We start from the raw sequence: 23,437 nt of genomic DNA, 5'->3' as shown, positions 1-23,437 counted from the left end.
TTGTGATGCATACGCGTGGGGAGAATTCGGCTTGATCGACGAGCGTTAGCGACCAGGTGGATGGGTGGGAGGTTCAGTCAGAATGGCGGCGGGTGTGGTCGGATCGATCATGGCTGGGCGATTGTATGCAGCGCTTCCATCTGCCTGATCCAGGCATCGAATCGAGCGCATTGTTGCCGAATGATCGGCAGGCCGATCTCAATGGCAGCAAGTGAACCGTGCAACGGTTTTTCATAGCCGGCGTACAGCTTCTGCAATCTTTTGCTCGGCGCGGTCATCGGACTGTTGTTAATCGCTTCCGGCGTTTCAAACTCATTTCGTATGTGCAAAAAACGGTCTTCGAGGGCCGGCTGGTTGATCCCGACAGCTAACCCTGTTGGGCAACTGAATAGCAGACCCTCGAATTCATACATTTGCACGTAGGGAATGAATCGACGCATGGCTTCATCACCCAGTTTGTTCGCCAACTTCTCCACCATCGCTTCAAGCAGGCACTCAGCTTTTTCATCCATGGTGTTCTTGCCACCGGCATTCGCCTTGCCAGGGAATTCTTCGGGTAGGCCATAAAAGTCAAAAAACGTGGTGCAATATGCCTGACGGTCACCTAACAGGCGCTTTTCAACATCACTGAGCAGACGCTCGAAACGAAAGTTGCCGCCCTTGTGGCCGGGCTTTCCGATCAACGCGGGCATCAGGTAAATATCCAGGTGCTGGAAGGCTTGAGCCAGCACCTCGTTGATGAACATCTCTTCTGTCTGGCCCTCGCAGATCACGTGGACTCGAATCATTTACGCGGCCTCCCGCCAAGGATGTTTTTCTCCCACAGCTCGCCTACCGAATAATCGTCCAGCCATGTTTCGAAGGCTTTTTCGTCGAGACGCTTGAAGACGGTTGCGCCTTTTTCCCGCTCGACGATGATCAGGTCGTCGATTGAGAACTCGTTCACCAGGGGAACTGACTGCGTTGAGACAATCACCTGCATTCGGGTGGAGGCTGATCGCAGCAGTGAACCCAATAGGGTGATGGCGTAGGGATGCAGGCCGAGTTCCGGCTCATCAATGATGATGGTCGATGGCGGGTCGGGCTGGAGCAGGGCGGTTACCAGGCATATGAAACGGATCGAACCGTCCGAGAGCTGGCTCGGCCAGAAGGTGTAGTCGCTGTCCTTCTGACGCCATTGCAGGTTGATCAATTCTTCCTGGCTGTCCAGTCGCACAGGCCTGAGCACAAAGTCGTCGAAGAATGGAATTGCCAGTTGGATCGTTTTTCGGATCTGCTCATACACCTCAGGCGTCTGGGTGGCCAAACGATGCAGATAGGCCGCCAGGTTCGACGCGTCTGGACGCAGATAGTCGTCGATATGGGCCGGTCCCCAGCGTTTGACGCTCGCGGTTTCGCTGGTGTCGTGGAAGTGGAACACCTTCCAGCTGGAAATTGATTCGTAGCAGTACGCCACTACGTTGTTTTTGTAGGAGGCTTGGAACTGCTTGATGTCGTAGGCTTTTTTAAGCTTGGTCTCCTGATGCCCGGAGCCCAGCGGAATCCACTCGGACCCATACATGGGGCCGTCAAAAAAGAGCCGCTCATTGGAAAAAACAAAGTCACCATCCACGGTCGGCTCCAACTCGAACTCATAGCCGTTCAAGCCAAAATGGACATAGGAACTGATCTTCTGAGTTTCCTTGACACCGAAGCTGACAATGCGGTCCGCCGAACCTTGTTGGGTCGTCCACTTTTTAAGGCGCAACTCCATCATTTCGCTGAGCATGCGAAAGTAGGAAACGAAGCTGCTCTTGCCCGCACCGTTGGCGCCCAGCAGCACGTTCAGGCTGCCCAGATGCAAGTCTTCAAGGTTCTTGATGGACTTGAAGCCTTTGATGGTGAGCCGGCTGATCGGGTTCTTTGTGCTCATTGCTGCTTGATTCCTTTAGCGGCGGAGCTCGTTGAGTCCGAAGCCGCTGTCGTTGATAGCTGTGGTGGATTCTGCCATTGATTTCGAACGCTGGCTCCCCACTTGATCGCGTCATCCTAACGCTAATTTTTACTACCTAATACCGGCGCTTTGGCTCGTGGGCATGCAGTCACGGCAAACGTCGCATGTCGGTATGGATCAAGTGGCTGCCGCGTCGGTCGCAGCGTGGAGGCTGAATTGGGAGAAAGCTGCGTAGCTATAAGACTGCTTCTCTTAGTCAAGGGCGGCTTTCGGCCAAAAGCGGCCATTGTCTCACTACCATTGCGGTAAGGCTGGGCGGCAGATACAAAAACGTGTGGTACAGCCGGGCTATCGGCCTCTGTCGTGGCACTACTGCTGGGGCAGTCGTTATCAGGATGGTGGATACGCCGCCCGGCGAACACTGGCCCTAGCGCGACGCCCCCTGGGGGCGGCACATTAGCAAACGCTGCGACCAGATAGCCGAAGTATGCCACCATCATGAAGGCGCGCTGCTTCACTGCTGCCACTGGGTGCATAACAGCTGGAATCTGCCGTGTTGATGCTGCTTGCAAAAGCATGAAAAACGGTTGTGCTTATATAGCACTTTGTATAAAGACGGGGAGGTGCTTTTTGGGCAGTTATACCAATTTTATGATGGGTGTAGTATGTCATATCGTTAAAAAGACACCGAGTTTATTTTCTGTGCGTATGAGGCTTGCTAGTGAGGGTTATTTCAGGAGTCTGGATGAAATCAGAAATAGTACTGATGTTCAGAGTTCAGAGTGTATTGCTCAATACAGTTTGCTATTTCCTCACTACGACTGGACATTTACGGGAATTCGGCATTTGCAACCCTTGTCTATGTCAGATGCCGTTAAAGCGATACGCTGGGGGGAAAGCAATAGTATTTGGAAGAAAAATCGTGTAGAGATCAATCCGACTGCTTCTCGTGAGGTAAGTTTGGATAGACTTTTTTTTCAGGGCACCATTGATGGTCAGAAGATACCGGAAAATCGGCGCATTAATGCTAATAGTCAATGGGTTACACACTGTTTCTTGTCTGTAGTTGAGCTTAAAGGTGGCTATTACTTTTTATCTACACACTGGTATTTAACCGATGCCGCAGCAACGCTACTGCAGCGTGTGTCAGTTGAGGATATCCCCCTCAGATCCATAAATTATGAGACCTGTAACCCTTTTAGGTACAATTTTTCCGCTGCCACCCTCCCTGGGCGCTTAAATAAAAGCGAGGATAGAATTGTTAGCAACATGGACAAGCTTCACCAGGAAATAACACGACTGGAAAAATTTGTGCGCGCGCGCCTGGGCATTAAAAAAAAGCATGAAGGAGTCTATACTCTGGATGCATACAATAATAGTGATCGCACTTACTTTGATCTTGATCTTCCGCATGCGTTCAGAGGAAACGCTGCTGCTGACAGGCATGTGATAGACACCAGCGTCTCCAGTGCTAGCCTTATTCTGGGGGAAAAGGGTGATAAGGAGTTTTTGATCACATCGAATACGCTGAAGCGTGCAAAAATTCCGTATCTCGCTATTTACTCCGTGCCTGCTGTCGATGAACAAGGAAACAGAAAGCATATCCCTCGCGATAAGGTCTTCGCATCAGTCGAGAATTCCGTTCATATTTTTCAATTATTATTTCTGCTGAGGCGAAAATTTGACGAAACTGTCAAGGTCTATAGCAAGGTCATTGTGTCTGGTCTCAACAGCCCAGGTAAGAGCTACAGTCGGCTGTATGATGCAAGCATTGAATTAATGGAAAGTGTTCGCATAGCAGAGATACTTAAAAGCGATGAAAGCCTCTATAAGTACAAGGTTAGAGATAAGCCTGCTGCCCGTATGCGGGATTTGGTTGTTCGGCACTTAAAAGATTTTAAAAGTATGAATGAAGATGTTGCGCTAATAAAAAAAATTTGTAGCGAGAAGGTTTCTGCTGAGAATCTTGTATATCAACGGAGAATGACGTATCTCGTTGTATTCCTCGCGGCCCTTCAGGTAGTGATTGCTGCTGCATCGATGAGTGAGTTGAGGGTGGGATTGGGGGCGTTTTGGCGCGCTCTCATTATGTAATTTTGACTTGTGACTGGATTTGCTAATGATCCTGTCAGTAGACACTGGAACTGATGCATGACCGGTGTGTCGAGACGGCTGTTTTAGGTCGTTAACTGCCACTCACAAACGGCTGCTTTCGACCCATAAGGGAGATTCGGCGTTGAGACCAACGCCGCCCCTCCGGCGCTAGGGTTCCTAGGCGTCCCGGCGGATGTCGATTCGTTTCTCGATGGCAAACCTCACCTTTGGGTCTTTCACCTCGTAGAGAGTGGCACCGTTAGGTCCTTTATCCTCGCACTTACGAATCAGCCCAATCCCTTCCATGCCAACCACATAGTTGGTTGTGGAGCTTCCGGTTCCTGCAGCGGTGGTGAGACTGTTGATTGTGAACTGACAGCCCGGCAGCTTCCGTAGGTGAGCGATATAGGAGTAAACATCTAGGCTATTGGCTCGTGCGTCGATCTTGCGCGGGTAGTATTCGTAATAACTAAAATCCTTAACGAACGTCTGCATGCCGGACTGCATTGCCTCTGTTGACAGCTTTTTCGCAGTTGGATCGAGTTGATACTGCTCTCTCAGCACTTGGTTCATAAGTTGCCACAAATCTCGCGGATTGGAATTCGCGAGTGGAAGCACGTTGCTTATGAAGAAAGCTGGATCGCCGAATAGCTGGGTATGCGAAGCGACCTTGTTCGCCGAGTGGTGTTGAAGCCGCTTGTCGAGCACGTTGATGAGCTCGTGATTACGCCATTGAACTTGTTCAACGCAAAATTTGTTTGCACGAAAATCGGACTTCACGTTCTGGAACGGAATGCTCCAGATGGAAAAAATAAACTGCAAGTCGCTGCCGTAAAAAATTTCGTTCTCTATCAGGAACGGCCGCAGGAAGTTCGCGATGACGGACGAATCGTTTCGCAATCGCGGGTCTTCGTCGATGCGGTCGAGTACGAGGGTAATTGGCTTTACGCCTAGTTTGTGACAAAGGGCGACGGTTTTCCTCAGCAAAAGCAAGTTGGCCTTACCTTCGTCGAAGTCGGAGTCGACTGCGAGCTCAATCCGCTCGAAGTAGTCCTTGGCACTGCTAGCGTCGTCCTTGGAAGAATCAGGCAGCCCGAGCGACTGGCGAATAGTCTGGCTGACAATGTCGACCCCGGTGCTTGTTGCTTGGTTAGCGACACCGCGAACCAAGTTGAACATCCACGTCGCTCCGCGCCTGATACGTCCGTATTGAATTTTGCGCAAGTCTTCACGGAGTGCTGCACGAGATAGGGTGGTCGTGTGATTCTTCAGCAGATAGGAGATAAGAACCTTGTCGTCTCGATCCAGTTTCGGCCTGTCAAACAAGATATTGGACATCTGCGGCAGAAGCTTTTTGAAAAGAAGGTCTGCAAGCGTAGAAACATACAGACCATAGATGTCGGCACGTCCAGGGACTATCGGTAGATCTGCGAAATCGGAAATTTGAGCGACCTTGGCCGCCTTCGAACGCTCGCTTACAAGCTCGAACAACAGTGCTGTCTTACCTGTCCCGCGTTCCCCGTAGAGAAAGATACTCTTGCCCTCCGTAGCAGCTTGAATCGCTGGAGAATAAGCTACGGGACGGACGAATGCGACATGAAGAAACTCCCTCTCTTCCTCCGCGGTGAACACTGAAAATGGGTATTTGTCTAACCCTAGACCTTGACTGAACTCGTTAAATTCGATTGCCATTGAAGCTCCCTTGGTTACTGACCTTGAAGTGCACGCGGCGTGTATTATGGGCCAAACCACAGGGCCGATCATCATTGAAACATGCGACGCTTTAGCCTGCGCTAAAAGCGCTACCCAAGATTTGCAGGCATCACACGCACCGCAATCGACGAGCCTCCGAATTGATGAGCAGATGCTCGCTCTATGTCTCTCCGCACGTGCGATTGACATAATCGATGTTCACCAGATGTTGGTAACAAAAATCGGCTTCGGGTGCGCGAAATGCTGAAGTGGGTCGAAAACGGGTGAACGCCGTCCGCTTATGGCCGATTTCTGCCCGTCACCATAGGTGGGACGGCCAATGCCAAGCTTACCTAGATCGCGTCAGACCTAATGCATACATCTGTGTCAGTGAAGATTATGTTATCGCAACAAAGAATCGCCATTTCGATTAATCTTCACATCATCTCGCGCTTAAATCGCGCTTCCCGCTTCAACTTTTTGGACATGTGACGACGCGCAGCTACTGGAGTCTAAAAAGAAAGAAATTTCCAACAGAAGCGTACAGAAACTAGTGCGCCGCTAAGAATTTTAACTAATTTCAGTCTGAGCTTCCTGGTCCTCGACTTGAGCTTGTCTTGTCAGTCTTTCATTAATCTCAAGGATTTGGCCGGCGATTGCTTCCTTTTGCTTTAGAAGATCTATCGCAGAGATACTATTGATCGCCACTGCTTGGTGATGCATTTCTGTAATCACTTCGAGAGCGGCTGCCAAGGACTGCAACTTTGCAGTTTCAAGAGACAGCCGTGTCTGATTAGAAAGCGCTTTTTGACTAGCTTCTGTATCTTTTTTAGAAAGCATCATCGCCTCTTGCTGAAGCAAGATGGTGAACACTAAACCGACCAAGGCAAGCAAACTTACCATTGGATTTAGTGTGCCTCCGACAAAGTCGCCAAATTGTCCCCACGCTGCCCTAGCGTTTAAAATCTGTTCGGGTGTCTCTGTGCCAAATAGAAACGTATGTATTGGGCCAAGAGCTGACGTAAAGCGAGCTAGGTATGCCCCCCATACGAGAGCTAGGGACCAACCGGCAATCTTCATAATCGCTTTTGCTGCGCGTATAAGGTCCTCACGCGACCATGCTACTGCCCCTGTTCGTACTGTTTGCATCTTGAAATCCTGAGGTGGTCGACTCGAGTCATTTGAAGAGCTGTCAAGTATTTTCATTGTTTTTTTGCGGTTTTTCCCCACTAGGTTCCTAATACCTTAAATTTTTTGAGTATATCTAAACCAAGTTTCACTCGTCCAAACTATGATTACAAAGTCCTTTAAGGCATGTCTATGGGCTTGTGGTGGGAATTTAGAGGCTTAGGTTGGGCGACCGGTGCCTGTAAGCTAGGCCAGCAAGCACTGTCAGGTAAGCGTCTATCATGACCGCCGGCAGCCTGCCGTTGGCCGTATTCTGCCGGTCGCCATCGGCAGCTGTTGGCCGGATGCGGGCGCTTGGGAACGTCCGCTTCTGGCCGAATGCGGCCTGCCGAATTTCCCACTAGCCGTTGAGATGATAGGAGGCGTAACACAACTTGTTTCCGCCGACTCTCGCTTAATCCCGATCCCCTTGCAGGAAACCTTTCGCCACAGATTCAGCCTTCCAGTCCCAACCGCTCCTGCGCTACCTTCCACCGTCGCTTCCAATCCAGCGACCGGACCTGAGAATCCGAAAACAATAGGCTCACTTACTTAGGAGCTTATCAATGAGCGTTTCTGATCAATCGTACCCTCGCAATTATGTAATCCACACCCCCACCCACCTGGGAGGTGCCCAATGATCAACCCACCCCTCAACAAAACCCTCGGCGTCATCACCTTTTCCACCTGCGGCAAACAGCCCAACCTCCACCGTCTATTCCGGGTCAATTCCGGCGTACCGATCCGCGATGCCCTGGAGCATGCCTCCGAGCTTCTGCACTGTTCAAAAATGCTGGCATTGGATGCAGCCATGGACAAAAGCGCCGATCGCTACGCCTGGGCCGCACATTATTTGGGGGAGATGGCGAAGGCGGTGGTGGATGATTTGGCGAATGGGATGTTGCCGAATGGGGTGACGGAGGAGGGTGATTCGGTTGGTGTGTAGGCAGGTGGTTTGAGGGTGTGTGGGCTGGCGTCTTCGCAGGCAAGCCAGCTCCTACAGTGGATCGTGTTTCAGGTCGGTAATGGGCGGTGAGCGATGAATCAGCTAACCCCACTTTTCTACAGACGAAAAAAAAGACCTTGAATTTCAGGGTCTTTTTTTAAGATGGTGCCCCGAGGGAGACTCGAACTCCCACTCCTTTCGAAAACGGATTTTGAATCCGCCGCGTCTACCAATTCCGCCATCAGGGCTCAATGGCGGCGAAGTATAGAGATGAGATTACCGTTGGTCAATCACGTTTCATGGTCAATTTTGACTATTTCCGCTAGACTTCCCGGCCCTGCTAGACGAACCCCATCATGCGCGTTGCTGACTTTACTTTTGAGCTCCCTGATTCGCTGATCGCTCGCCACCCGTTGGCCGAGCGTCGCGCCAGTCGACTGCTGACCCTGGACGGGCCGAGCGGTGCCCTCGCACACCGTCAATTCACTGATTTGCTTGAGCATTTGCGCCCGGGCGATTTGATGGTGTTCAACAATACCCGGGTGATTCCGGCGCGGCTGTTTGGCCAGAAAGCCTCCGGCGGCAAGCTGGAAATTCTGGTGGAGCGGGTGCTGGACAGCCATCGCGTGCTGGCCCATGTGCGCTCCAGCAAGTCGCCGAAACCGGGGTCGAGTATCTTGATCGATGGCGGTGGCGAGGCCGAGATGGTCGCGCGCCACGATGCGCTGTTCGAGCTCAGGTTTGCCGAAGAGGTGTTGCCGCTGCTGGAACGCGTCGGCCATATGCCGTTGCCTCCTTATATAGACCGCCCCGATGAAGACGCGGACCGCGAGCGCTATCAGACGGTGTACTCCCAGCGCCTCGGTGCGGTGGCGGCGCCGACGGCCGGGTTGCACTTCGACCAGCCGCTGCTGGATGCCATCGCCGCCAAGGGCGTCGAAAGCGCTTATGTGACCCTGCACGTGGGGGCCGGCACGTTTCAGCCGGTGCGTGTGGAGAACATCGAAGACCACCACATGCACAGCGAATGGCTGGAAGTCAGCCAGGACGTTGTGGATGCGGTTAACGCGTGCAAGGCGCGCGGCGGGCGGGTGGTGGCGGTGGGCACCACCAGCGTGCGCTCGCTGGAGAGCGCGGCGCGCGATGGCGTGCTCAAGCCGTTCAGCGGCGACACCGATATCTTCATTTATCCGGGCCGGCCGTTTCATGTGGTCGATTGCCTGGTGACCAACTTCCATTTGCCGGAATCCACGCTGTTGATGCTGGTGTCGGCCTTTGCCGGTTACCCGGAAACTATGGCCGCTTATCAAGCGGCCATCGCCAACGAGTACCGCTTTTTCAGCTACGGTGATGCGATGTTTATCACCCGCAACCCGGCGCCGCGCGGCCCTGAGGACAACTTATGAGTCGTATGTCGTTTGAATTATTGGCCACCGACGGTAAAGCTCGTCGTGGTCGCGTGACTTTCCCGCGCGGCACCGTGGAGACCCCGGCGTTCATGCCGGTGGGTACCTACGGCACCGTCAAGGGCATGCTGCCGCGTGACATCGTTGCCACTGGCGCCGAGATCATCCTCGGCAACACCTTCCACCTGTGGCTGCGCCCGGGCACGGAAGTGATCAAGAAGCACGGCGACCTGCATGACTTCATGAAGTGGCAGGGCCCGATCCTCACCGACTCCGGTGGTTTCCAGGTGTTCAGCCTGGGCGCCATGCGCAAGATCAAGGAGGAGGGCGTGACCTTCGCCTCGCCGGTGGACGGTTCCAAGGTGTTCATGGGTCCGGAAGAATCGATGCAGGTGCAGCGCGACCTGGGTTCGGACATCGTGATGATTTTTGACGAGTGCACGCCGTACCCGGCTGACGAAGACGTCGCGCGTATTTCCATGGAGCTGTCGTTGCGCTGGGCCCAGCGTTCGAAGAATGCCCATGGCGATAACACCGCGGCGTTGTTCGGTATCGTCCAGGGCGGCATGCATGAAAGCCTGCGCAAGCGCTCGCTGGAAGGCCTCGACAAGATCGGCTTTGACGGCCTGGCCATCGGCGGTTTGTCGGTGGGCGAGCCCAAGCATGAAATGATCAAGGTGCTGGATTACCTGCCGGGCCTGATGCCGTCTGACAAACCTCGTTACCTTATGGGCGTTGGCAAACCGGAAGATCTCGTAGAGGGTGTGCGCCGCGGTGTGGACATGTTCGATTGCGTGATGCCAACCCGTAATGCCCGCAATGGGCATCTGTTCATCGATACAGGCGTGCTGAAGATCCGTAACGCGTTCCATCGCCATGATGATTCGCCGCTGGATCCCACCTGTGACTGCTACACCTGCCAGAACTTCTCCCGTGCTTATCTGCACCATCTGGACAAGTGCGGGGAAATGCTGGGTAGCATGTTGAATACCATCCACAATTTGCGTCATTACCAAGTCCTGATGGCTGGTTTGCGCGAGGCTATTCAACAGGGTACATTGGCCGCCTTCGTCGATGCCTTCTATGCCAAGCGCGGGCTCCCTGTGCCGCCCTTGGACTGAGTTTCCCGACCCTAAGATTCACTATTTGCAACTGGAGTGCTAAATGAGCTTTTTTATCTCTAACGCCATGGCTGACGCCGCTGCGCCTGCCGCTGCCGGCCCGATGGGCGGTGGTTTCGAGTGGATTTTCCTGGTCGGCTTCCTGGTCATCTTCTACCTGATGATCTGGCGTCCACAGGCCAAGCGCGCCAAAGAGCAGAAAAACCTGCTGGGCAGCCTGCAGAAAGGCGACGAAGTCGTGACCACTGGCGGTATCGCCGGCAAGATCACCAAGGTTTCCGATGCTTTCGTGGTACTGGAAGTCTCCGACACCGTGGAAATGAAGTTCCAGAAGGGCGCCATCGCCGCCACGCTGCCTAAAGGCACGCTCAAAGCGATCTAAGTAACAACCTTTACCAATCGACGGGGCGCGCAAGGCGCCCCGCGTTATAAGCGGGCGGCGTGATGCTGAACAAATACCCTCTGTGGAAATACGTACTGATCCTGGCGGTGCTGGCGGTCGGTTTTATTTATTCCGCTCCCAATCTCTATCCTGATGACCCGGCGATCCAGATCACTGGCGCCAGCACTTCGCTGCAGGTCAACCAGGCTGATCTGGAACGCGCGAGCAAAGCGCTCAACGACGCGGGCATCCAGGTTAAAGCGGCAACATTGGCGGCTGGTGCGAAGGGCGGCTTGTTGCGCCTGACCAAGCAAGAAGACCAATTGCCGGCCAAAGACGTCGTGCGCAAGGTCATGGGTGATGACTATGTTGTCGCACTCAACCTGGCGCAGACCACGCCACAATGGTTGCGCAGCATTGGCGCGCACCCGATGAAGCTGGGTCTGGACTTGTCCGGTGGTGTGCACTTCCTGCTGGAAGTCGACATGGACAAAGCCCTCGACGCACGCCTGAAAGTCTATGAAGGCGACGTGAAGAGCCTGCTGCGCAAAGAGAAGCTGCGTTATCGCAGCCTGCCGCAGCTCAATGGCGCCATTCAGTTGGGCTTTGCTGACGAAGCATCCCGCGAACAGGCCCGTGCGCTGATCCGCAAGAACTTCAACGATTTCGACATCGTGCCAGCCGACTTGAATGGTCAGGCGGTGCTGCGTCTGGCGATGAGCCCGGCCAAGATCGCGGAAATCCGCGAATACTCCATCAAGCAGAACTTGACCACGGTGCGTAACCGCGTCAACGAGCTGGGTGTGGCCGAGCCGATCGTGCAGCGCCAGGGCGCCAACCGCATCGTGGTTGAATTGCCGGGCGTTCAGGACACCGCTGAAGCCAAGCGTATCCTGGGTAAAACCGCCAACCTGGAATTCCGCCTGGCGGCTGAGCCGGGTGCTTCGCGCGCCACTTCCGAAGAATTCGAATTCCGTGAAGGTAACCGTCCTCCGGCGCTGATCGAGCGTGGCTTGATCATCACCGGTGACCAGGTCACTGACGCCAAGGCTGGTTTCGATTCGCAGCACGGCACCCCTGAAGTGAACATCCGCCTGGATGGTCACGGCGGCGAACTGATGAGCCGCGCCACGCGCAGCAACGTCGGTCGCAGCATGGCGGTGATCTTCATCGAGCAGCGCCCTGTTACCACCTACACCAAGCAGATGGTCAACGGCGTCGAGAAAGACGTGCCGGTACAGACCTTCAAGGAAGAGAAGAAGATCATCAGCCTGGCGACCATCCAGTCGCCGCTGGGTGCGCAATTTCGCATCACTGGCCTGAACGGCCAGGGCGAGTCCTCCGAACTGGCGCTGCTGCTGCGTGCCGGTGGCCTGGCCGCGCCGATGTACTTCGCTGAAGAACGCACTATCGGCCCGAGCCTGGGTGCCGACAACATCACCAAGGGTGTCGATGCGGCACTGTGGGGCATGCTGTTCGTGTCCTTGTTCATCATCGCCATCTATCGCTTCTTCGGCGTGATCGCCACCGTCGCGTTGGCGGGCAACATGGTGATGCTGCTGGCGCTGATGTCGCTGCTGGGCGCTACGCTGACCCTGCCGGGTATCGCCGGTATCGTGCTGACCATGGGTATGGCGGTGGACGCCAACGTGCTGATCTTCTCGCGGATTCGTGAAGAAATCGCCGCCGGCATGACCGTACAGCGTGCAATCAACGAAGGCTTCGGCCGGGCATTTACCGCGATTCTCGACTCCAACCTGACCACTTTGCTGGTCGGCGGGATTCTCTTTGCCATGGGCACAGGCCCAGTCAAAGGTTTTGCGGTGACCATGTCCCTCGGTATCTTTACCTCGATGTTCACGGCCATCATGGTGACCCGCGCAATGGTCAACCTGATCTTTGGCGGACGTGACTTCAAGAAGTTGTGGATTTAAGGGGCTGCCATGTTACGTACAATCAACTTCATGGGCGTTCGCAACATTGCGTTCGGCGCCACCGTGCTCCTTACCGTTCTGGCCTTGTTCAGCTGGTTCCATAAGGGCCTGAACTACGGCCTGGACTTCACCGGCGGTACGCTCATCGAGCTGACCTACGAGAAGCCGGCCGACGTCACCCTGGTGCGCAACGAGCTGGTCAAGGCCGGCTATCACGAGGCGGTGGTGCAGAGTTTTGGCGCCACTACCGACCTGCTGGTGCGCATGCCTGGCGAAGACCCGCAACTGGGTCACCAGGTAGCCGAGGCCTTGCAGAAGGTCGGTGGCGACAACCCGGCATCGGTCAAGCGCGTCGAGTTCGTCGGCCCGCAAGTGGGTGAAGAACTGCGCGACCAGGGCGGCCTCGGCATGCTGATGGCGCTGGTCGGCATCATGATCTACCTGGCGTTCCGCTTTCAGTGGAAGTTCGGTGTCGGCGCCATTGTGTCGCTGATCCACGACGTGATCGTGACCGTGGGCATCCTGGCCTACTTCCAGATCACGTTCGACCTGACGGTGTTGGCGGCGGTGCTGGCGATCATTGGTTACTCGCTCAACGACACCATCGTGGTATTCGACCGGGTTCGCGAGAACTTTCGCGTACTGCGCAAGGCGACGCTGATCGAGAACATCAACATCTCCACCACCCAGACGCTGCTGCGGACCATGGCCACGTCGATCTCCACCTTGCTGGCGATCGCGGCATTGATGATCTTCGGGGGCGACAACCTGTGGGGCTTCTCCCTGGCACTGTTCATTGGTGTTTTGGCCGGTACCTACTCGTCGATCTACATCGCCAACGTGGTGCTGATCTGGCTAAACCTGAACAGCGAAGACCTGATCCCTCCGGCCAGCACTGGCAAGGAGGTCGACGACCGTCCTTGATGGGCGTTTGTTGATCAGCGGTTACAAGAAAGGCGCGAGATTGAACTCGCGCCTTTTTTTGGCTCCAAGGCTGGGTATAGCGCGGATCTTTCGGTCCGTTTGTGATGGTCAGGAGGTTCAACGTGAACAAGTCGTTGCTGGTTGGTGCGGTATTGGGTGCTGTCGGTGTGACTGCCGGGGGTGCTGTTGCCACCTACAGCCTGGTAAAAAGCGGCCCTGAGTATGCGCAAGTGCTGGCGGTGCAGCCGGTAAAAACCCAGATTAAAACCCCGCGTGAGGTCTGCAAGGACGTCACAGTGACCCGGCAGCGTCCGGTGCAGGATCAGCATCAAATCGCCGGTACCGTGGTCGGCGCCCTTGCCGGTGGCCTGCTGGGTAATCAGATCGGTGGCGGTAACGGCAAGAAGCTCGCCACCGTAGCGGGTGCGGTCGGTGGTGGTTATGCCGGTAACAAGGTTCAGGAAGGCATGCAGAACCGCGATACCTACACGACGACCCAGACGCGTTGTAATACCGTGAACGACATCAGTGACAAGGTGGTTGGCTACGACGTGCGTTACAACCTGGACGGCAAGGAAGGTACGGTGCGTATGGAGCGTGATCCAGGTGGTCAGATTCCAGTGGACAAGGAAGGGCGTCTGATCCTCGGTCAGAACCAGCAGTAATCTGAGTCTGGCGCAGGCCTCAAAGCTTGTGAGCTTCATAATGTGGGAGGGGGCTTGCTCCCGATAGCGGTGGATCAGTACCAGATATTCTGACTGACATACTGCAATCGGGGGCAAGCCCCCTCCCACACTTGTTAAGTGTTGCTGCTGATACATGGACCTGGCTCAAATCCCAGGCATAAAAAAAGCACCCCGCGAGGTGCTTTTTTGTGCCCGCTCGCTTAACGCTTCAGCGAAGCCGGCAGGTGCGGCTGGATCGCCGTCAGCACTGCCTTGAAGCATTTGGTGTTGCCGGCAACCACATGGCCTTTCTCCAGGAAGTCATGGCCGCCGGTGAAGTCGCTCACCAAGCCGCCCGCTTCCTGGATCAACAGGGCGCCCGCCGCCATGTCCCACTCCGACAGGCCCGACTCCCAGAACGCATCAAAACGACCGGCGGCAACGTAAGCCAGGTCCAGGCTCGCTGCGCCAGCGCGACGGATACCCGCAGTCTGGCCAACCAGGGCGCGGAACATGCCCAGGTAGTTTTCCAGGTTGTCCATTTGATCGTCACGGAACGGGAAGCCAGTACCCAGCAAGGCGCCATCCAGGCTGGTGCGCCCGCTCACGCGCAGGCGACGGCCATTGAGCTGGGCGCCACGGCCACGGCTGGCGGTGAATTCTTCCTGGCGAACCGGGTCGAGAACGACGGCGTGTTCCAGGCGGCCACGGTATTTGCAGGCAATGCTCACGGCAAAATGTGGGATGCCGCGCAGGAAGTTGGTGGTGCCATCCAGTGGGTCGATGATCCACAGGTAGTCTTCGCCTTCGCCGCTGCCTTTGTGCAGGCCGGTTTCTTCACCGAGGATGCCGTGGGTAGGGTAGGCCTTGCGCAGGGCGTCGATGATTTTCTGTTCGGCGGCGCGATCCACCTCGGATACGTAATCCTTGGCGTCTTTTTCGTCGACCTTGATGGTATCCAGGCGCTCGATAGAGCGGAAGATCAATTCACTGGCGCTGCGGGCGGCGCGCAGCGCGATATTCAGCATGGGCTGCATGGATGTGTCACCTAAGGTTGTTAAAGAAAGCCGGGCATTCTAGCAGAAACTTTCTGCAGGTGAAGGACGACGTTAGCTTTCATGGCATAACCTTGGGCGGTTCTGTAAGATTTGCTCCCCTTTCCCGTGTCCGAGAGCGCCTCCCTTGCTGCAAAACATTCGTGTCGTCCTGGTCAATACCAGTCATCCCGGCAACATCGGCGGGGTGGCGCGAGCCATGAAAAACATGGGGCTGACGCGCCTGGTGCTGGTCGAGCCGCGTGTGTTTCCGCACCACGAGGCCGATGCCCGCGCATCCGGTGCCAATGACCTCCTGGAAAACGCCCAGGTTGTCGCCACTCTGGAAGACGCTCTGGTCGGCTGCAACTTGGTGCTCGGCACCAGCGCCCGTGACCGTCGCATTCCCTGGCCGCTGCTGGATCCGCGTGAGTGCGGCACCAAAGTGGTGGAAGAGGCGGCGGGCGGTGCAGAAATCGCGTTGGTATTTGGCCGTGAAGACTCCGGCCTGACCAATGAAGAGCTGCAGCGATGTCATTACCACGTGCACATTCCATCAGACCCTGAGTTCAGTTCGCTGAACCTCGGCGCGGCGGTGCAGGTGCTGACTTATGAAGTGCGCATGGCCTGGCTGGCGGCTGCCGGTCAGCCCAGCAAGATGGAGAAGGATGAGGTTGCATCGACCAAAAGTGGCGAGCTCGCCACCATGGACGAGCTGGAACGCTTCTATGAGCACCTGGAGCAAACCCTGGTGGCCATCGAGTTCCTCGATCCTGAAAAACCACGGCACTTGATGGCGCGCCTGCGTCGCCTTTACGGGCGCAGCTCGGTCAGCCGGGCGGAAATGAATATATTGCGTGGCATCCTCACGGAGACCCAGAAAGCGGCCCGTGGCGAGCTCCTTAAGCGGAAGGATTAAAAATGTTCGAGCGTTTGCGAGAAGATATCCAGAGTGTTTTCCACCGTGACCCGGCGGCGCGCAACGCCTTTGAAGTGCTGACCTGCTACCCAGGCATGCACGCGATCTGGATTCACCGTTTGTCCGGCGCCTTGTGGGGTATGGGCTGGAAATGGCTGGCGCGGCTGGTGTCGAACTTCGGGCGCTGGTTGACCGGGATCGAGATTCATCCGGGCGCCAAGGTCGGGCGTCGTTTCTTTATCGACCATGGCATGGGCATCGTGATTGGCGAGACGGCTGAAATTGGCGATGACGTGACCCTTTATCAGGGTGTCACCCTCGGTGGTACCACTTGGAATAAAGGCAAGCGTCACCCGACGCTGGGCGACGGCGTGGTGGTGGGCGCGGGCGCCAAGGTACTCGGCCCGTTCACCGTAGGCGCCGGTGCCAAGGTGGGCTCCAATGCGGTGGTGACCAAGGCAGTGCCGCCCGGTGCCACGGTTGTGGGCATTCCTGGACGGATCATCGTCAAGCCGGAAGTGGGCGACGAGCAGGAGGCCAAGCGCAAGGCCATGGCCGAAAAGATCGGCTTCGATGCCTACGGCGTCAGTGAAGACATGCCCGACCCGGTCGCGCGCGCCATCGGCCAGTTGCTTGACCACCTGCAAGCGGTGGACGGCAAGCTGGACGGGATGTGCGGCGCGCTGAAGGAATTGGGCAGCAGCTACTGCGCAAAAGACCTGCCTGAGCTGCGCGAAGAAGACTTCGCCGAGATCAAGAGCGAAACCGCTACCAAGGCTGGCTGAGTTCTCACCACCACCACAAAACCAATGTGGGAGGGGGCTTGCCCTCGATGGCGGTGGGTCAGTCAGTGAAATATTGGCTGGCACACCGCTATCGGGGGCAAGCCCCCTCCCACATTTGGTCTTCATAGTGTCTGGAATTGCTGACCGTCCGCTGCCGCTGTTCCTCCCCACCCCATCCTGCTATGATTCGCGCGCCCTTTTTACGGGTAATCCTGACTAAAGTACTAGGTCTTATAGTTGACTTAAATACTCGGGAATCGCATACTTGCTCCCATTCTGAAACACCTTGGTACTTGTCCATGAGACTGACTACAAAAGGCCGATACGCGGTGACTGCCATGCTCGACCTGGCTTTGCACGCGCAAACTGGGCCGGTGTCCCTGGCCGATATCTCCGAGCGCCAAGGCATTTCCCTGTCCTACCTCGAGCAGCTGTTCGCCAAATTGCGCCGTAGCAACCTGGTTTCCAGCGTGCGGGGGCCAGGTGGTGGCTATCAGTTGTCCCGCGACATGCAGGGCATTCAGGTAGCCCAGGTGATCGATGCGGTCAACGAATCCGTCGACGCCACCAAATGCCAGGGCCTGGGTGACTGCCACGCCGGCGACACCTGCCTCACGCACCACTTGTGGTGTGATTTGAGCCTGCAGATCCATGAGTTTTTGAGTGGTATCAGCTTGGCTGATCTTGTGACTCGCCGTGAGGTGCAAGAAGTAGCCCAGCGTCAGGACCAGCGCCGTTGCAACACCAAGGCGCCGCGTCTGGACAAGATCGAAGCGTCCGCCGTCGAGTGACAGCCGCAGAGCTAACGGCACGCCAGCCAGCCTGATTTAGGAGAAAGTCCATGAAATTGCCGATTTACCTTGATTACTCAGCGACCACCCCGGTTGATCCGCGTGTCGCGCAAAAAATGAGCGAATGCCTGCTGGTTGACGGAAACTTCGGCAACCCGGCCTCCCGTTCCCACGTATTCGGCTGGAAAGCCGAGGAAGCGGTCGAGAACGCTCGTCGCCAGGTCGCCGACCTGGTTGGCGCAGACCCGCGCGAAATCGTCTGGACCTCCGGTGCTACCGAGTCCGACAACCTGGCAATCAAGGGCGCGGCGCATTTCTATGCGACCAAGGGCAAGCACCTGATCACTACCAAGATTGAGCACAAGGCTGTCCTCGACACCATGCGCCAACTGGAGCGTGAAGGTTTTGAGGTTACCTATCTCGAGCCGACCACCGACGGTATCGTCACCCCGGCCATGATCGAAGCCGCGCTGCGTGAAGACACCATCCTGGTTTCGGTGATTCACGTGAACAACGAAATCGGCACCATCAACGACATCCAAGCGATTGGCGAACTGACCCGTTCCAAGGGCATTCTGCTGCACGTCGACGCCGCTCAGTCCACCGGCAAGGTCGACATCGACCTGTCCAAGCTGAAAGTCGACCTGATGTCGTTCTCGGCCCACAAGACCTACGGCCCTAAAGGCATCGGCGCGCTGTACGTGAGCCGCAAGCCGCGGGTGCGTATCGAAGCGACCATGCATGGCGGCGGTCACGAGCGCGGCATGCGTTCCGGCACCCTGGCGACACACCAGATCGTCGGCATGGGCGAAGCCTTCCGCGTCGCCAAGGAAGACATGGCGGCCGAAAACGTGCGCATCAAGGCCCTGAGCGATCGCTTCTACAAGCAGGTCGAGAACCTTGAAGAGCTGTACATCAACGGCAGTATGACTGCCCGCGTACCGCACAACTTGAATTTGAGCTTCAACTACGTCGAAGGCGAGTCGCTGATCATGGCGCTCAAGGACCTGGCGGTTTCGTCCGGTTCGGCCTGCACCTCGGCGTCCCTTGAGCCTTCGTATGTATTGCGCGCCCTGGGCCGCAACGACGAACTGGCGCACAGCTCGATCCGCTTTACCTTCGGCCGCTTCACCACCGAAGAGCAAGTCGACTACGCCGCGCAGAAAGTCTGCGAAGCCGTCAACAAGCTGCGCGTTCTGTCGCCGCTGTGGGACATGTACAAAGACGGTGTCGACATTTCCAAGATCGAGTGGGCGGCACACTAAATATAGAAGCCGCCACCCAAGCTCTGTAGGAACGTGGCGGTCAACGCAGGCGTTTCTACAGGGTTCCAGAGCGGCCCTGATGAGTGAGGATTCAGTACCATGGCTTACAGCGAAAAGGTCATCGACCACTACGAAAACCCGCGCAACGTCGGCAAGATGAACGCGGAAGATCCTGATGTCGGCACTGGCATGGTTGGCGCTCCGGCGTGCGGCGATGTGATGCGCCTGCAGATCAAGGTCAACGACGCTGGCGTTATCGAAGACGCCAAGTTCAAGACCTACGGCTGCGGTTCGGCCATCGCCTCCAGCTCCCTGGCGACCGAATGGATGAAAGGCAAGACCCTGGATGAGGCTGTCACCATCAGCAACACCCAGCTGGCCGAAGAACTGGCCCTGCCGCCGGTGAAAATTCACTGCTCGGTACTCGCCGAAGACGCCATCAAGGCGGCCGTTCGCGACTACAAGCAGAAGAAAGGCTTGATCTAAGTATTTGGCGACGAGTAAGGAGTCAACGATGGCTATCAGCATGACAGAAGCGGCTGCGCAGCACATTCGCCGCTCCCTGAATGGGCGCGGTAAAGGTGAGGGGATTCGTCTGGGTGTTCGCACCACGGGCTGTTCCGGCCTTGCCTACGTGCTGGAGTTTGTCGACGAGGTGGTTGAAGAGGATCAGGTGTTCGAAAGTCACGGCGAGAAAGTGATCATCGACCCGAAAAGCCTCACCTACCTGGACGGCACCGAGCTCGATTTCGTCAAGGAAGGGTTGAACGAAGGCTTCAAGTTCAACAACCCCAACGTACGCGGTGAATGTGGCTGCGGCGAAAGCTTCAACATCTGAGGCTTCTTGTGGGTACTCCTTGTCATTTCGCTTTATTCGAGTTGCAACCGAGCTTTCGGCTGGACCTCGAGCAGCTTGCCACGCGCTATCGAGAATTGGCGCGTGGCGTGCATCCGGACCGTTTCGCTGACGCTTCCGAGCGTGAGCAACGCCTGGCGCTGGAGCAATCGGCCAGCCTCAACGAAGCCTATCAGACGCTGAAAAGCCCCCCCAAGCGCGCGCGTTATTTGCTCGCGATGAAGGGCGGTGAGTTGCCGATGGAAGTCACCGTGCATGACCCGGACTTCCTGATGCAGCAGATGCAGTGGCGCGAAGAACTTGAAGAGTTGCAGGACGAAGCCGATGTGGCTGGAGTCGCGGTCTTCAAGCGGCGTCTGAAAACCGCCCAGGATGAGCTCAACGAAAGCTTCGCAGCCTGTTGGGATGATGCGGCGCAACGCGAGCAGGCCGAGCGCCTGATGCGGCGCATGCAGTTTCTCGACAAGCTCACCTACGAAGTGCGCCAGCTAGAAGAGCGCCTCGACGATTAACCCAGTGCTGCCCGTGATGCACGCCTGATAGACAGATAAGACCTGATTACCATGGCTCTACTGCAAATCGCCGAACCCGGCCAAAGCCCTCAACCGCACCAGCGTCGCCTGGCGGTCGGGATTGACCTGGGCACCACCAATTCCCTGGTCGCCGCCTTGCGCAGCGGCCTGTCCGAGCCGCTGCCCGATGCCGATGGCCAGGTGATCCTGCCGTCTGCGGTGCGCTATCACCCCGACCGCATCGAAGTGGGCGAGTCGGCCAAGCTGGCAGCGTCTACCGACCCCTTGAACACCGTGCTGTCGGTCAAGCGCTTGATGGGCCGTGGGTTGTCCGACGTCAAGCAATTGGGCGATCAGCTGCCGTACCGCTTTGTCGGCGGCGAATCTCATATGCCGTTCATCGACACCGTCCAAGGCCCGAAAAGCCCGGTGGAAGTGTCAGCCGATATCCTCAAGGTGCTGCGCCAACGTGCGGAAACCACCTTGGGCGGCGAGCTGGTTGGTGCGGTGATCACCGTTCCGGCGTATTTCGATGACGCGCAGCGCCAAGCCACCAAGGACGCGGCCAAACTCGCCGGTCTGAACGTGCTGCGCCTGCTCAATGAGCCGACTGCGGCTGCCGTGGCTTACGGCCTGGATCAGCATGCTGAAGGCCTGGTCGCGATTTACGACCTGGGCGGCGGCACCTTTGATATTTCAATCCTGCGCCTGACCGGCGGCGTCTTCGAAGTGCTGGCCACCGGCGGCGACAGCGCCCTCGGCGGTGACGATTTTGATCACGCCATCGCGAGCTGGATTATCAGCAGTGCGGGCTTGTCTGCCGACCTGGACCCAGGTGCACAGCGCAGCCTGCTGCAAACCGCCTGCGCCGCCAAGGAAGCGCTGACGGATGCTGCAACTGTTGAAGTTTCCTACGGCTCCTGGTCGGCCCAACTGACGCGCGAAGCCTTCGATGCGTTGATCGAACCCATGGTCGCTCGCAGCCTGAAAGCCTGCCGCCGCGCGGTGCGAGATTCCGGTATCGAACTGGAAGACGTCGGTGCCGTGGTCATGGTGGGCGGCTCCACCCGTGTTCCGCGCGTGCGTGAAGCCGTCGCCGAAGCCTTTGGCCGCCAGCCGTTGACTGAAATTGACCCGGACCAAGTCGTCGCCATTGGCGCCGCGATCCAGGCCGATACCCTGGCCGGCAACAAGCGCGATGGTGGCGAATTGCTGCTGCTTGATGTGATTCCGTTGTCCCTGGGCCTGGAAACCATGGGCGGCCTGATGGAAAAGGTGATTCCACGCAACACCACCATTCCCGTCGCCCGCGCCCAGGACTTCACCACGTACAAAGATGGCCAGACGGCCATGATGATCCATGTGCTGCAAGGCGAGCGCGAGCTGATCAGCGACTGCCGCTCCCTGGCGCGCTTTGAATTGCGCGGTATCCCGGCCATGGTGGCGGGGGCGGCGAAGATTCGCGTGACCTTCCAGGTGGACGCCGACGGCCTGCTCAGCGTGGCTGCGCGCGAGTTGGCCTCGGGCGTTGAAGCCAGCATCCAGGTCAAGCCGTCCTACGGGCTGACTGACGGCGAAATCGCCAAGATGCTCAAGGACTCGTTCCAATATGCCAGCGACGACAAGGTCGCCCGCGTGTTGCGTGAGCAGCAAGTCGACGCCCAGCGCCTGCTCGAAGCGGTGCAGGGCGCCCTTGAGGCTGACGGCGAGCGCCTGTTGGATAGCGAGGAGCGCATGGTCATCGACCTGCAGATGCAGGAGCTGGCCGAACTCATGAAAGGCACCGATGGTTACGCCATCGAGCAGCAGACCAAGCGTCTGTCGCAAGTGACCGATGCCTTTGCCGCCCGTCGTATGGACCAGTCGGTAAAAGCCGCCCTGGCGGGCCGCAACCTGAATGAACTTGAGGATTAACTGATGCCGCAGATCATTTTTCTGCCACACGCCGAGCATTGCCCGGATGGTATGGTCGTGGAGGCTGAGACCGGCAAGTCCATCCTTGAAGTCGCCCACGACAATCATATCGAGATCGAAAGCGCCTGCGGCGGTGTGTGTGCCTGCACCACCTGCCACTGCATCATCCGCGAAGGCTTCAACAGCCTGGAAGAGGCCGATGAGTTGGAAGAGGACTTCCTTGACCGCGCCTGGGGCCTGGAAGCGACTTCTCGCCTGAGCTGTCAGGCCAAGGTCGGCACTGAAGACATCACTGTCGAAATTCCGAAGTATTCGCTCAACCATGCGGCCGAAGCGCCGCATTGATTCAAGGAAGTGTCATGAGTCTTAAATGGGTTGATGTGCAAGAGATCGCTATCCTGTTGGCCGACGGCAACCCGGATATGGATCCCTACTCCCTGAACTTTGTAGCTTTGCGTGACATGGTCATGGCCTTGCCAGGCTTTGATGATGAGCGCGATCGCGGTGGTGAAAAGGTTTTGGAAGCTATCCAGACTGCCTGGAAAGAAGAACAGGACTGAAGCCTCCCTTACGCAGTTAGGCAATACCCAATAACCCGCGTATAATTCGCGGGTTTAATTTTTCGTAAATTACCGTTTCTGGAGTTACACCATGGCTGTTCAACGTACTTTCTCCATCATCAAGCCTGACGCTGTTGCAAAAAACGTCATCGGCGAGATCACCACTCGTTTCGAAAAAGCCGGCCTGAAGGTTGTAGCTTCGAAACTCAAGCAACTGTCCAAGGCTGAAGCTGAAGGCTTCTACGCTGAGCACAGCGCTCGTGGCTTCTTCGGCGACCTGGTTGCCTTCATGATCTCCGGTCCTGTTGTTGTTCAGGTTCTGGAAGGCGAAAACGCTATCGCTCTGAACCGTGAGCTGATGGGCGCTACCAACCCTAAAGAAGCTGCTGCCGGCACCATCCGTGCTGACTTCGCTGAATCCATCGACGCCAACGCTGTACACGGTTCGGACTCCGAAGCCGCTGCTGCTCGCGAAATCTCGTACTTCTTCGCAGCTACCGAAGTAACCGCTCGCTAAGCATCGGCTTAAAGAGTGAG

The 23,437-nt window shown here is 56.6% G+C and carries 24 protein-coding genes and 1 tRNA gene; 19 read left to right on the top strand and 6 right to left on the bottom strand.

Annotation, left to right across the window (positions count from 1 at the left end):
• Positions 1 to 107: 107 nt before the first annotated feature.
• Together C4J87_RS20950 and C4J87_RS20945 are read right to left on the bottom strand one after the other, a co-directional pair.
• Entirely contained in the window at positions 108 to 788 is a 681-nt protein-coding gene (locus tag C4J87_RS20950; RefSeq protein ID WP_124368271.1) for a DUF4276 family protein, read from the bottom strand.
• Positions 785 to 1,912 carry an AAA family ATPase gene (locus C4J87_RS20945; RefSeq protein WP_124368270.1) on the bottom strand — a complete coding sequence of 376 codons (1,128 nt, stop codon included), beginning with the start codon at positions 1,910 to 1,912 and terminating at the stop codon, positions 785 to 787. The genes C4J87_RS20950 and C4J87_RS20945 overlap by 4 nt, the downstream gene beginning before the upstream one ends.
• A 651-nt stretch (positions 1,913 to 2,563) precedes the next feature.
• Here C4J87_RS20945 and C4J87_RS20940 point away from each other — a divergent pair.
• Positions 2,564 to 4,027, top strand: a complete 1,464-nt coding sequence (locus C4J87_RS20940; protein WP_124368269.1) for a hypothetical protein — start codon at positions 2,564 to 2,566, stop codon at positions 4,025 to 4,027.
• A 177-nt stretch (positions 4,028 to 4,204) separates the two neighbouring features.
• Here the strand turns inward: C4J87_RS20940 and C4J87_RS20935 are convergent, their stop codons facing one another.
• Positions 4,205 to 5,719: a P-loop ATPase, Sll1717 family gene (locus C4J87_RS20935; protein ID WP_124368268.1), complete on the bottom strand. Its 1,515-nt coding sequence runs from the start codon at positions 5,717 to 5,719 to the stop codon at positions 4,205 to 4,207.
• A gap of 570 nt (positions 5,720 to 6,289) precedes the next feature.
• Positions 6,290 to 6,868, bottom strand: coding sequence for a hypothetical protein (locus C4J87_RS20930; protein ID WP_124368267.1), 579 nt, complete (start codon positions 6,866 to 6,868; stop codon positions 6,290 to 6,292).
• Between the two features lie 655 nt (positions 6,869 to 7,523).
• Between C4J87_RS20930 and C4J87_RS20925 the strand changes: the two genes are divergently transcribed.
• Entirely contained in the window at positions 7,524 to 7,832 is a 309-nt protein-coding gene (locus tag C4J87_RS20925) for a DUF3077 domain-containing protein (protein WP_065936621.1), read from the top strand.
• Positions 7,833 to 7,995: 163 nt separating this feature from the next.
• Here C4J87_RS20925 and C4J87_RS20920 read toward each other — a convergent pair.
• Positions 7,996 to 8,080, bottom strand: a tRNA-Leu gene (locus tag C4J87_RS20920).
• A 108-nt stretch (positions 8,081 to 8,188) separates the two neighbouring features.
• Here C4J87_RS20920 and queA point away from each other — a divergent pair.
• From queA to C4J87_RS20890, 6 genes are all read left to right on the top strand, one after another.
• Positions 8,189 to 9,238, top strand: coding sequence for a tRNA preQ1(34) S-adenosylmethionine ribosyltransferase-isomerase QueA (gene queA, locus C4J87_RS20915; protein ID WP_124368266.1), 1,050 nt, complete (start codon positions 8,189 to 8,191; stop codon positions 9,236 to 9,238).
• Positions 9,239 to 9,243: 5 nt separating this feature from the next.
• The gene (gene tgt, locus C4J87_RS20910; RefSeq protein WP_164485297.1) at positions 9,244 to 10,359 is read left to right on the top strand and encodes a tRNA guanosine(34) transglycosylase Tgt; all 1,116 of its coding nucleotides are present in this window, start codon (positions 9,244 to 9,246) and stop codon (positions 10,357 to 10,359) included.
• Positions 10,360 to 10,402: 43 nt separating this feature from the next.
• A complete protein-coding gene (yajC, locus tag C4J87_RS20905; protein ID WP_003175975.1) occupies positions 10,403 to 10,741 on the top strand; it encodes a preprotein translocase subunit YajC in 339 nt (112 codons plus the stop codon).
• Positions 10,742 to 10,803: 62 nt separating this feature from the next.
• The gene (secD, locus tag C4J87_RS20900; RefSeq protein ID WP_124368264.1) at positions 10,804 to 12,675 is read left to right on the top strand and encodes a protein translocase subunit SecD; all 1,872 of its coding nucleotides are present in this window, start codon (positions 10,804 to 10,806) and stop codon (positions 12,673 to 12,675) included.
• 9 nt (positions 12,676 to 12,684) lie between these two features.
• Positions 12,685 to 13,599, top strand: a complete 915-nt coding sequence (gene secF, locus C4J87_RS20895) for a protein translocase subunit SecF (protein ID WP_124368263.1) — start codon at positions 12,685 to 12,687, stop codon at positions 13,597 to 13,599.
• 122 nt (positions 13,600 to 13,721) lie between these two features.
• Complete coding sequence (locus tag C4J87_RS20890; protein ID WP_005791197.1) at positions 13,722 to 14,264, top strand: glycine zipper 2TM domain-containing protein; 543 nt, start codon at positions 13,722 to 13,724, stop codon at positions 14,262 to 14,264.
• A gap of 221 nt (positions 14,265 to 14,485) precedes the next feature.
• Here the strand turns inward: C4J87_RS20890 and suhB are convergent, their stop codons facing one another.
• Positions 14,486 to 15,301: an inositol-phosphate phosphatase gene (gene suhB, locus C4J87_RS20885; RefSeq protein ID WP_003175971.1), complete on the bottom strand. Its 816-nt coding sequence runs from the start codon at positions 15,299 to 15,301 to the stop codon at positions 14,486 to 14,488.
• A 145-nt stretch (positions 15,302 to 15,446) separates the two neighbouring features.
• On the opposite strand from suhB, the gene trmJ reads away from it, so the two are divergent.
• The 11 genes from trmJ (at position 15,447) to ndk (ending at position 23,417) form a co-directional block, all read left to right on the top strand.
• Positions 15,447 to 16,217 (top strand): tRNA (cytosine(32)/uridine(32)-2'-O)-methyltransferase TrmJ, encoded by a 771-nt coding sequence (gene trmJ, locus C4J87_RS20880; RefSeq protein ID WP_124368262.1) that lies wholly within the window; start codon positions 15,447 to 15,449, stop codon positions 16,215 to 16,217.
• 2 nt (positions 16,218 to 16,219) lie between these two features.
• On the top strand, positions 16,220 to 17,002 hold the full coding sequence (cysE, locus tag C4J87_RS20875; RefSeq protein ID WP_124364300.1) for a serine O-acetyltransferase: 783 nt from the start codon (positions 16,220 to 16,222) through the stop codon (positions 17,000 to 17,002).
• Positions 17,003 to 17,301: 299 nt separating this feature from the next.
• Positions 17,302 to 17,793 carry a Fe-S cluster assembly transcriptional regulator IscR gene (gene iscR / locus C4J87_RS20870; RefSeq protein ID WP_003194020.1) on the top strand — a complete coding sequence of 164 codons (492 nt, stop codon included), beginning with the start codon at positions 17,302 to 17,304 and terminating at the stop codon, positions 17,791 to 17,793.
• Between the two features lie 50 nt (positions 17,794 to 17,843).
• A complete protein-coding gene (locus C4J87_RS20865; protein WP_124368261.1) occupies positions 17,844 to 19,058 on the top strand; it encodes an IscS subfamily cysteine desulfurase in 1,215 nt (404 codons plus the stop codon).
• 99 nt (positions 19,059 to 19,157) lie between these two features.
• Positions 19,158 to 19,544, top strand: a complete 387-nt coding sequence (gene iscU / locus C4J87_RS20860) for a Fe-S cluster assembly scaffold IscU (RefSeq protein ID WP_003175965.1) — start codon at positions 19,158 to 19,160, stop codon at positions 19,542 to 19,544.
• A gap of 28 nt (positions 19,545 to 19,572) precedes the next feature.
• A complete protein-coding gene (gene iscA / locus C4J87_RS20855) occupies positions 19,573 to 19,896 on the top strand; it encodes an iron-sulfur cluster assembly protein IscA (protein ID WP_003209680.1) in 324 nt (107 codons plus the stop codon).
• Positions 19,897 to 19,904: 8 nt separating this feature from the next.
• Complete coding sequence (gene hscB, locus C4J87_RS20850; protein ID WP_014719822.1) at positions 19,905 to 20,426, top strand: co-chaperone HscB; 522 nt, start codon at positions 19,905 to 19,907, stop codon at positions 20,424 to 20,426.
• Positions 20,427 to 20,477: 51 nt separating this feature from the next.
• Positions 20,478 to 22,340, top strand: coding sequence for a Fe-S protein assembly chaperone HscA (gene hscA, locus C4J87_RS20845; RefSeq protein ID WP_124368260.1), 1,863 nt, complete (start codon positions 20,478 to 20,480; stop codon positions 22,338 to 22,340).
• 3 nt (positions 22,341 to 22,343) lie between these two features.
• Positions 22,344 to 22,685 carry an ISC system 2Fe-2S type ferredoxin gene (gene fdx / locus C4J87_RS20840; RefSeq protein ID WP_057723961.1) on the top strand — a complete coding sequence of 114 codons (342 nt, stop codon included), beginning with the start codon at positions 22,344 to 22,346 and terminating at the stop codon, positions 22,683 to 22,685.
• Between the two features lie 14 nt (positions 22,686 to 22,699).
• Complete coding sequence (gene iscX, locus C4J87_RS20835; RefSeq protein WP_017846180.1) at positions 22,700 to 22,900, top strand: Fe-S cluster assembly protein IscX; 201 nt, start codon at positions 22,700 to 22,702, stop codon at positions 22,898 to 22,900.
• 91 nt (positions 22,901 to 22,991) lie between these two features.
• Positions 22,992 to 23,417, top strand: coding sequence for a nucleoside-diphosphate kinase (gene ndk / locus C4J87_RS20830; protein WP_003175956.1), 426 nt, complete (start codon positions 22,992 to 22,994; stop codon positions 23,415 to 23,417).
• Positions 23,418 to 23,437 lie beyond the last annotated feature (20 nt).

This window comes from Pseudomonas sp. R1-43-08, assembly GCF_003852255.1.
Lineage (GTDB): Bacteria > Pseudomonadota > Gammaproteobacteria > Pseudomonadales > Pseudomonadaceae > Aquipseudomonas.
Note: the sequence above shows the minus strand (reverse complement) of the source record. Positions and strands in the feature narration are given on the sequence as shown.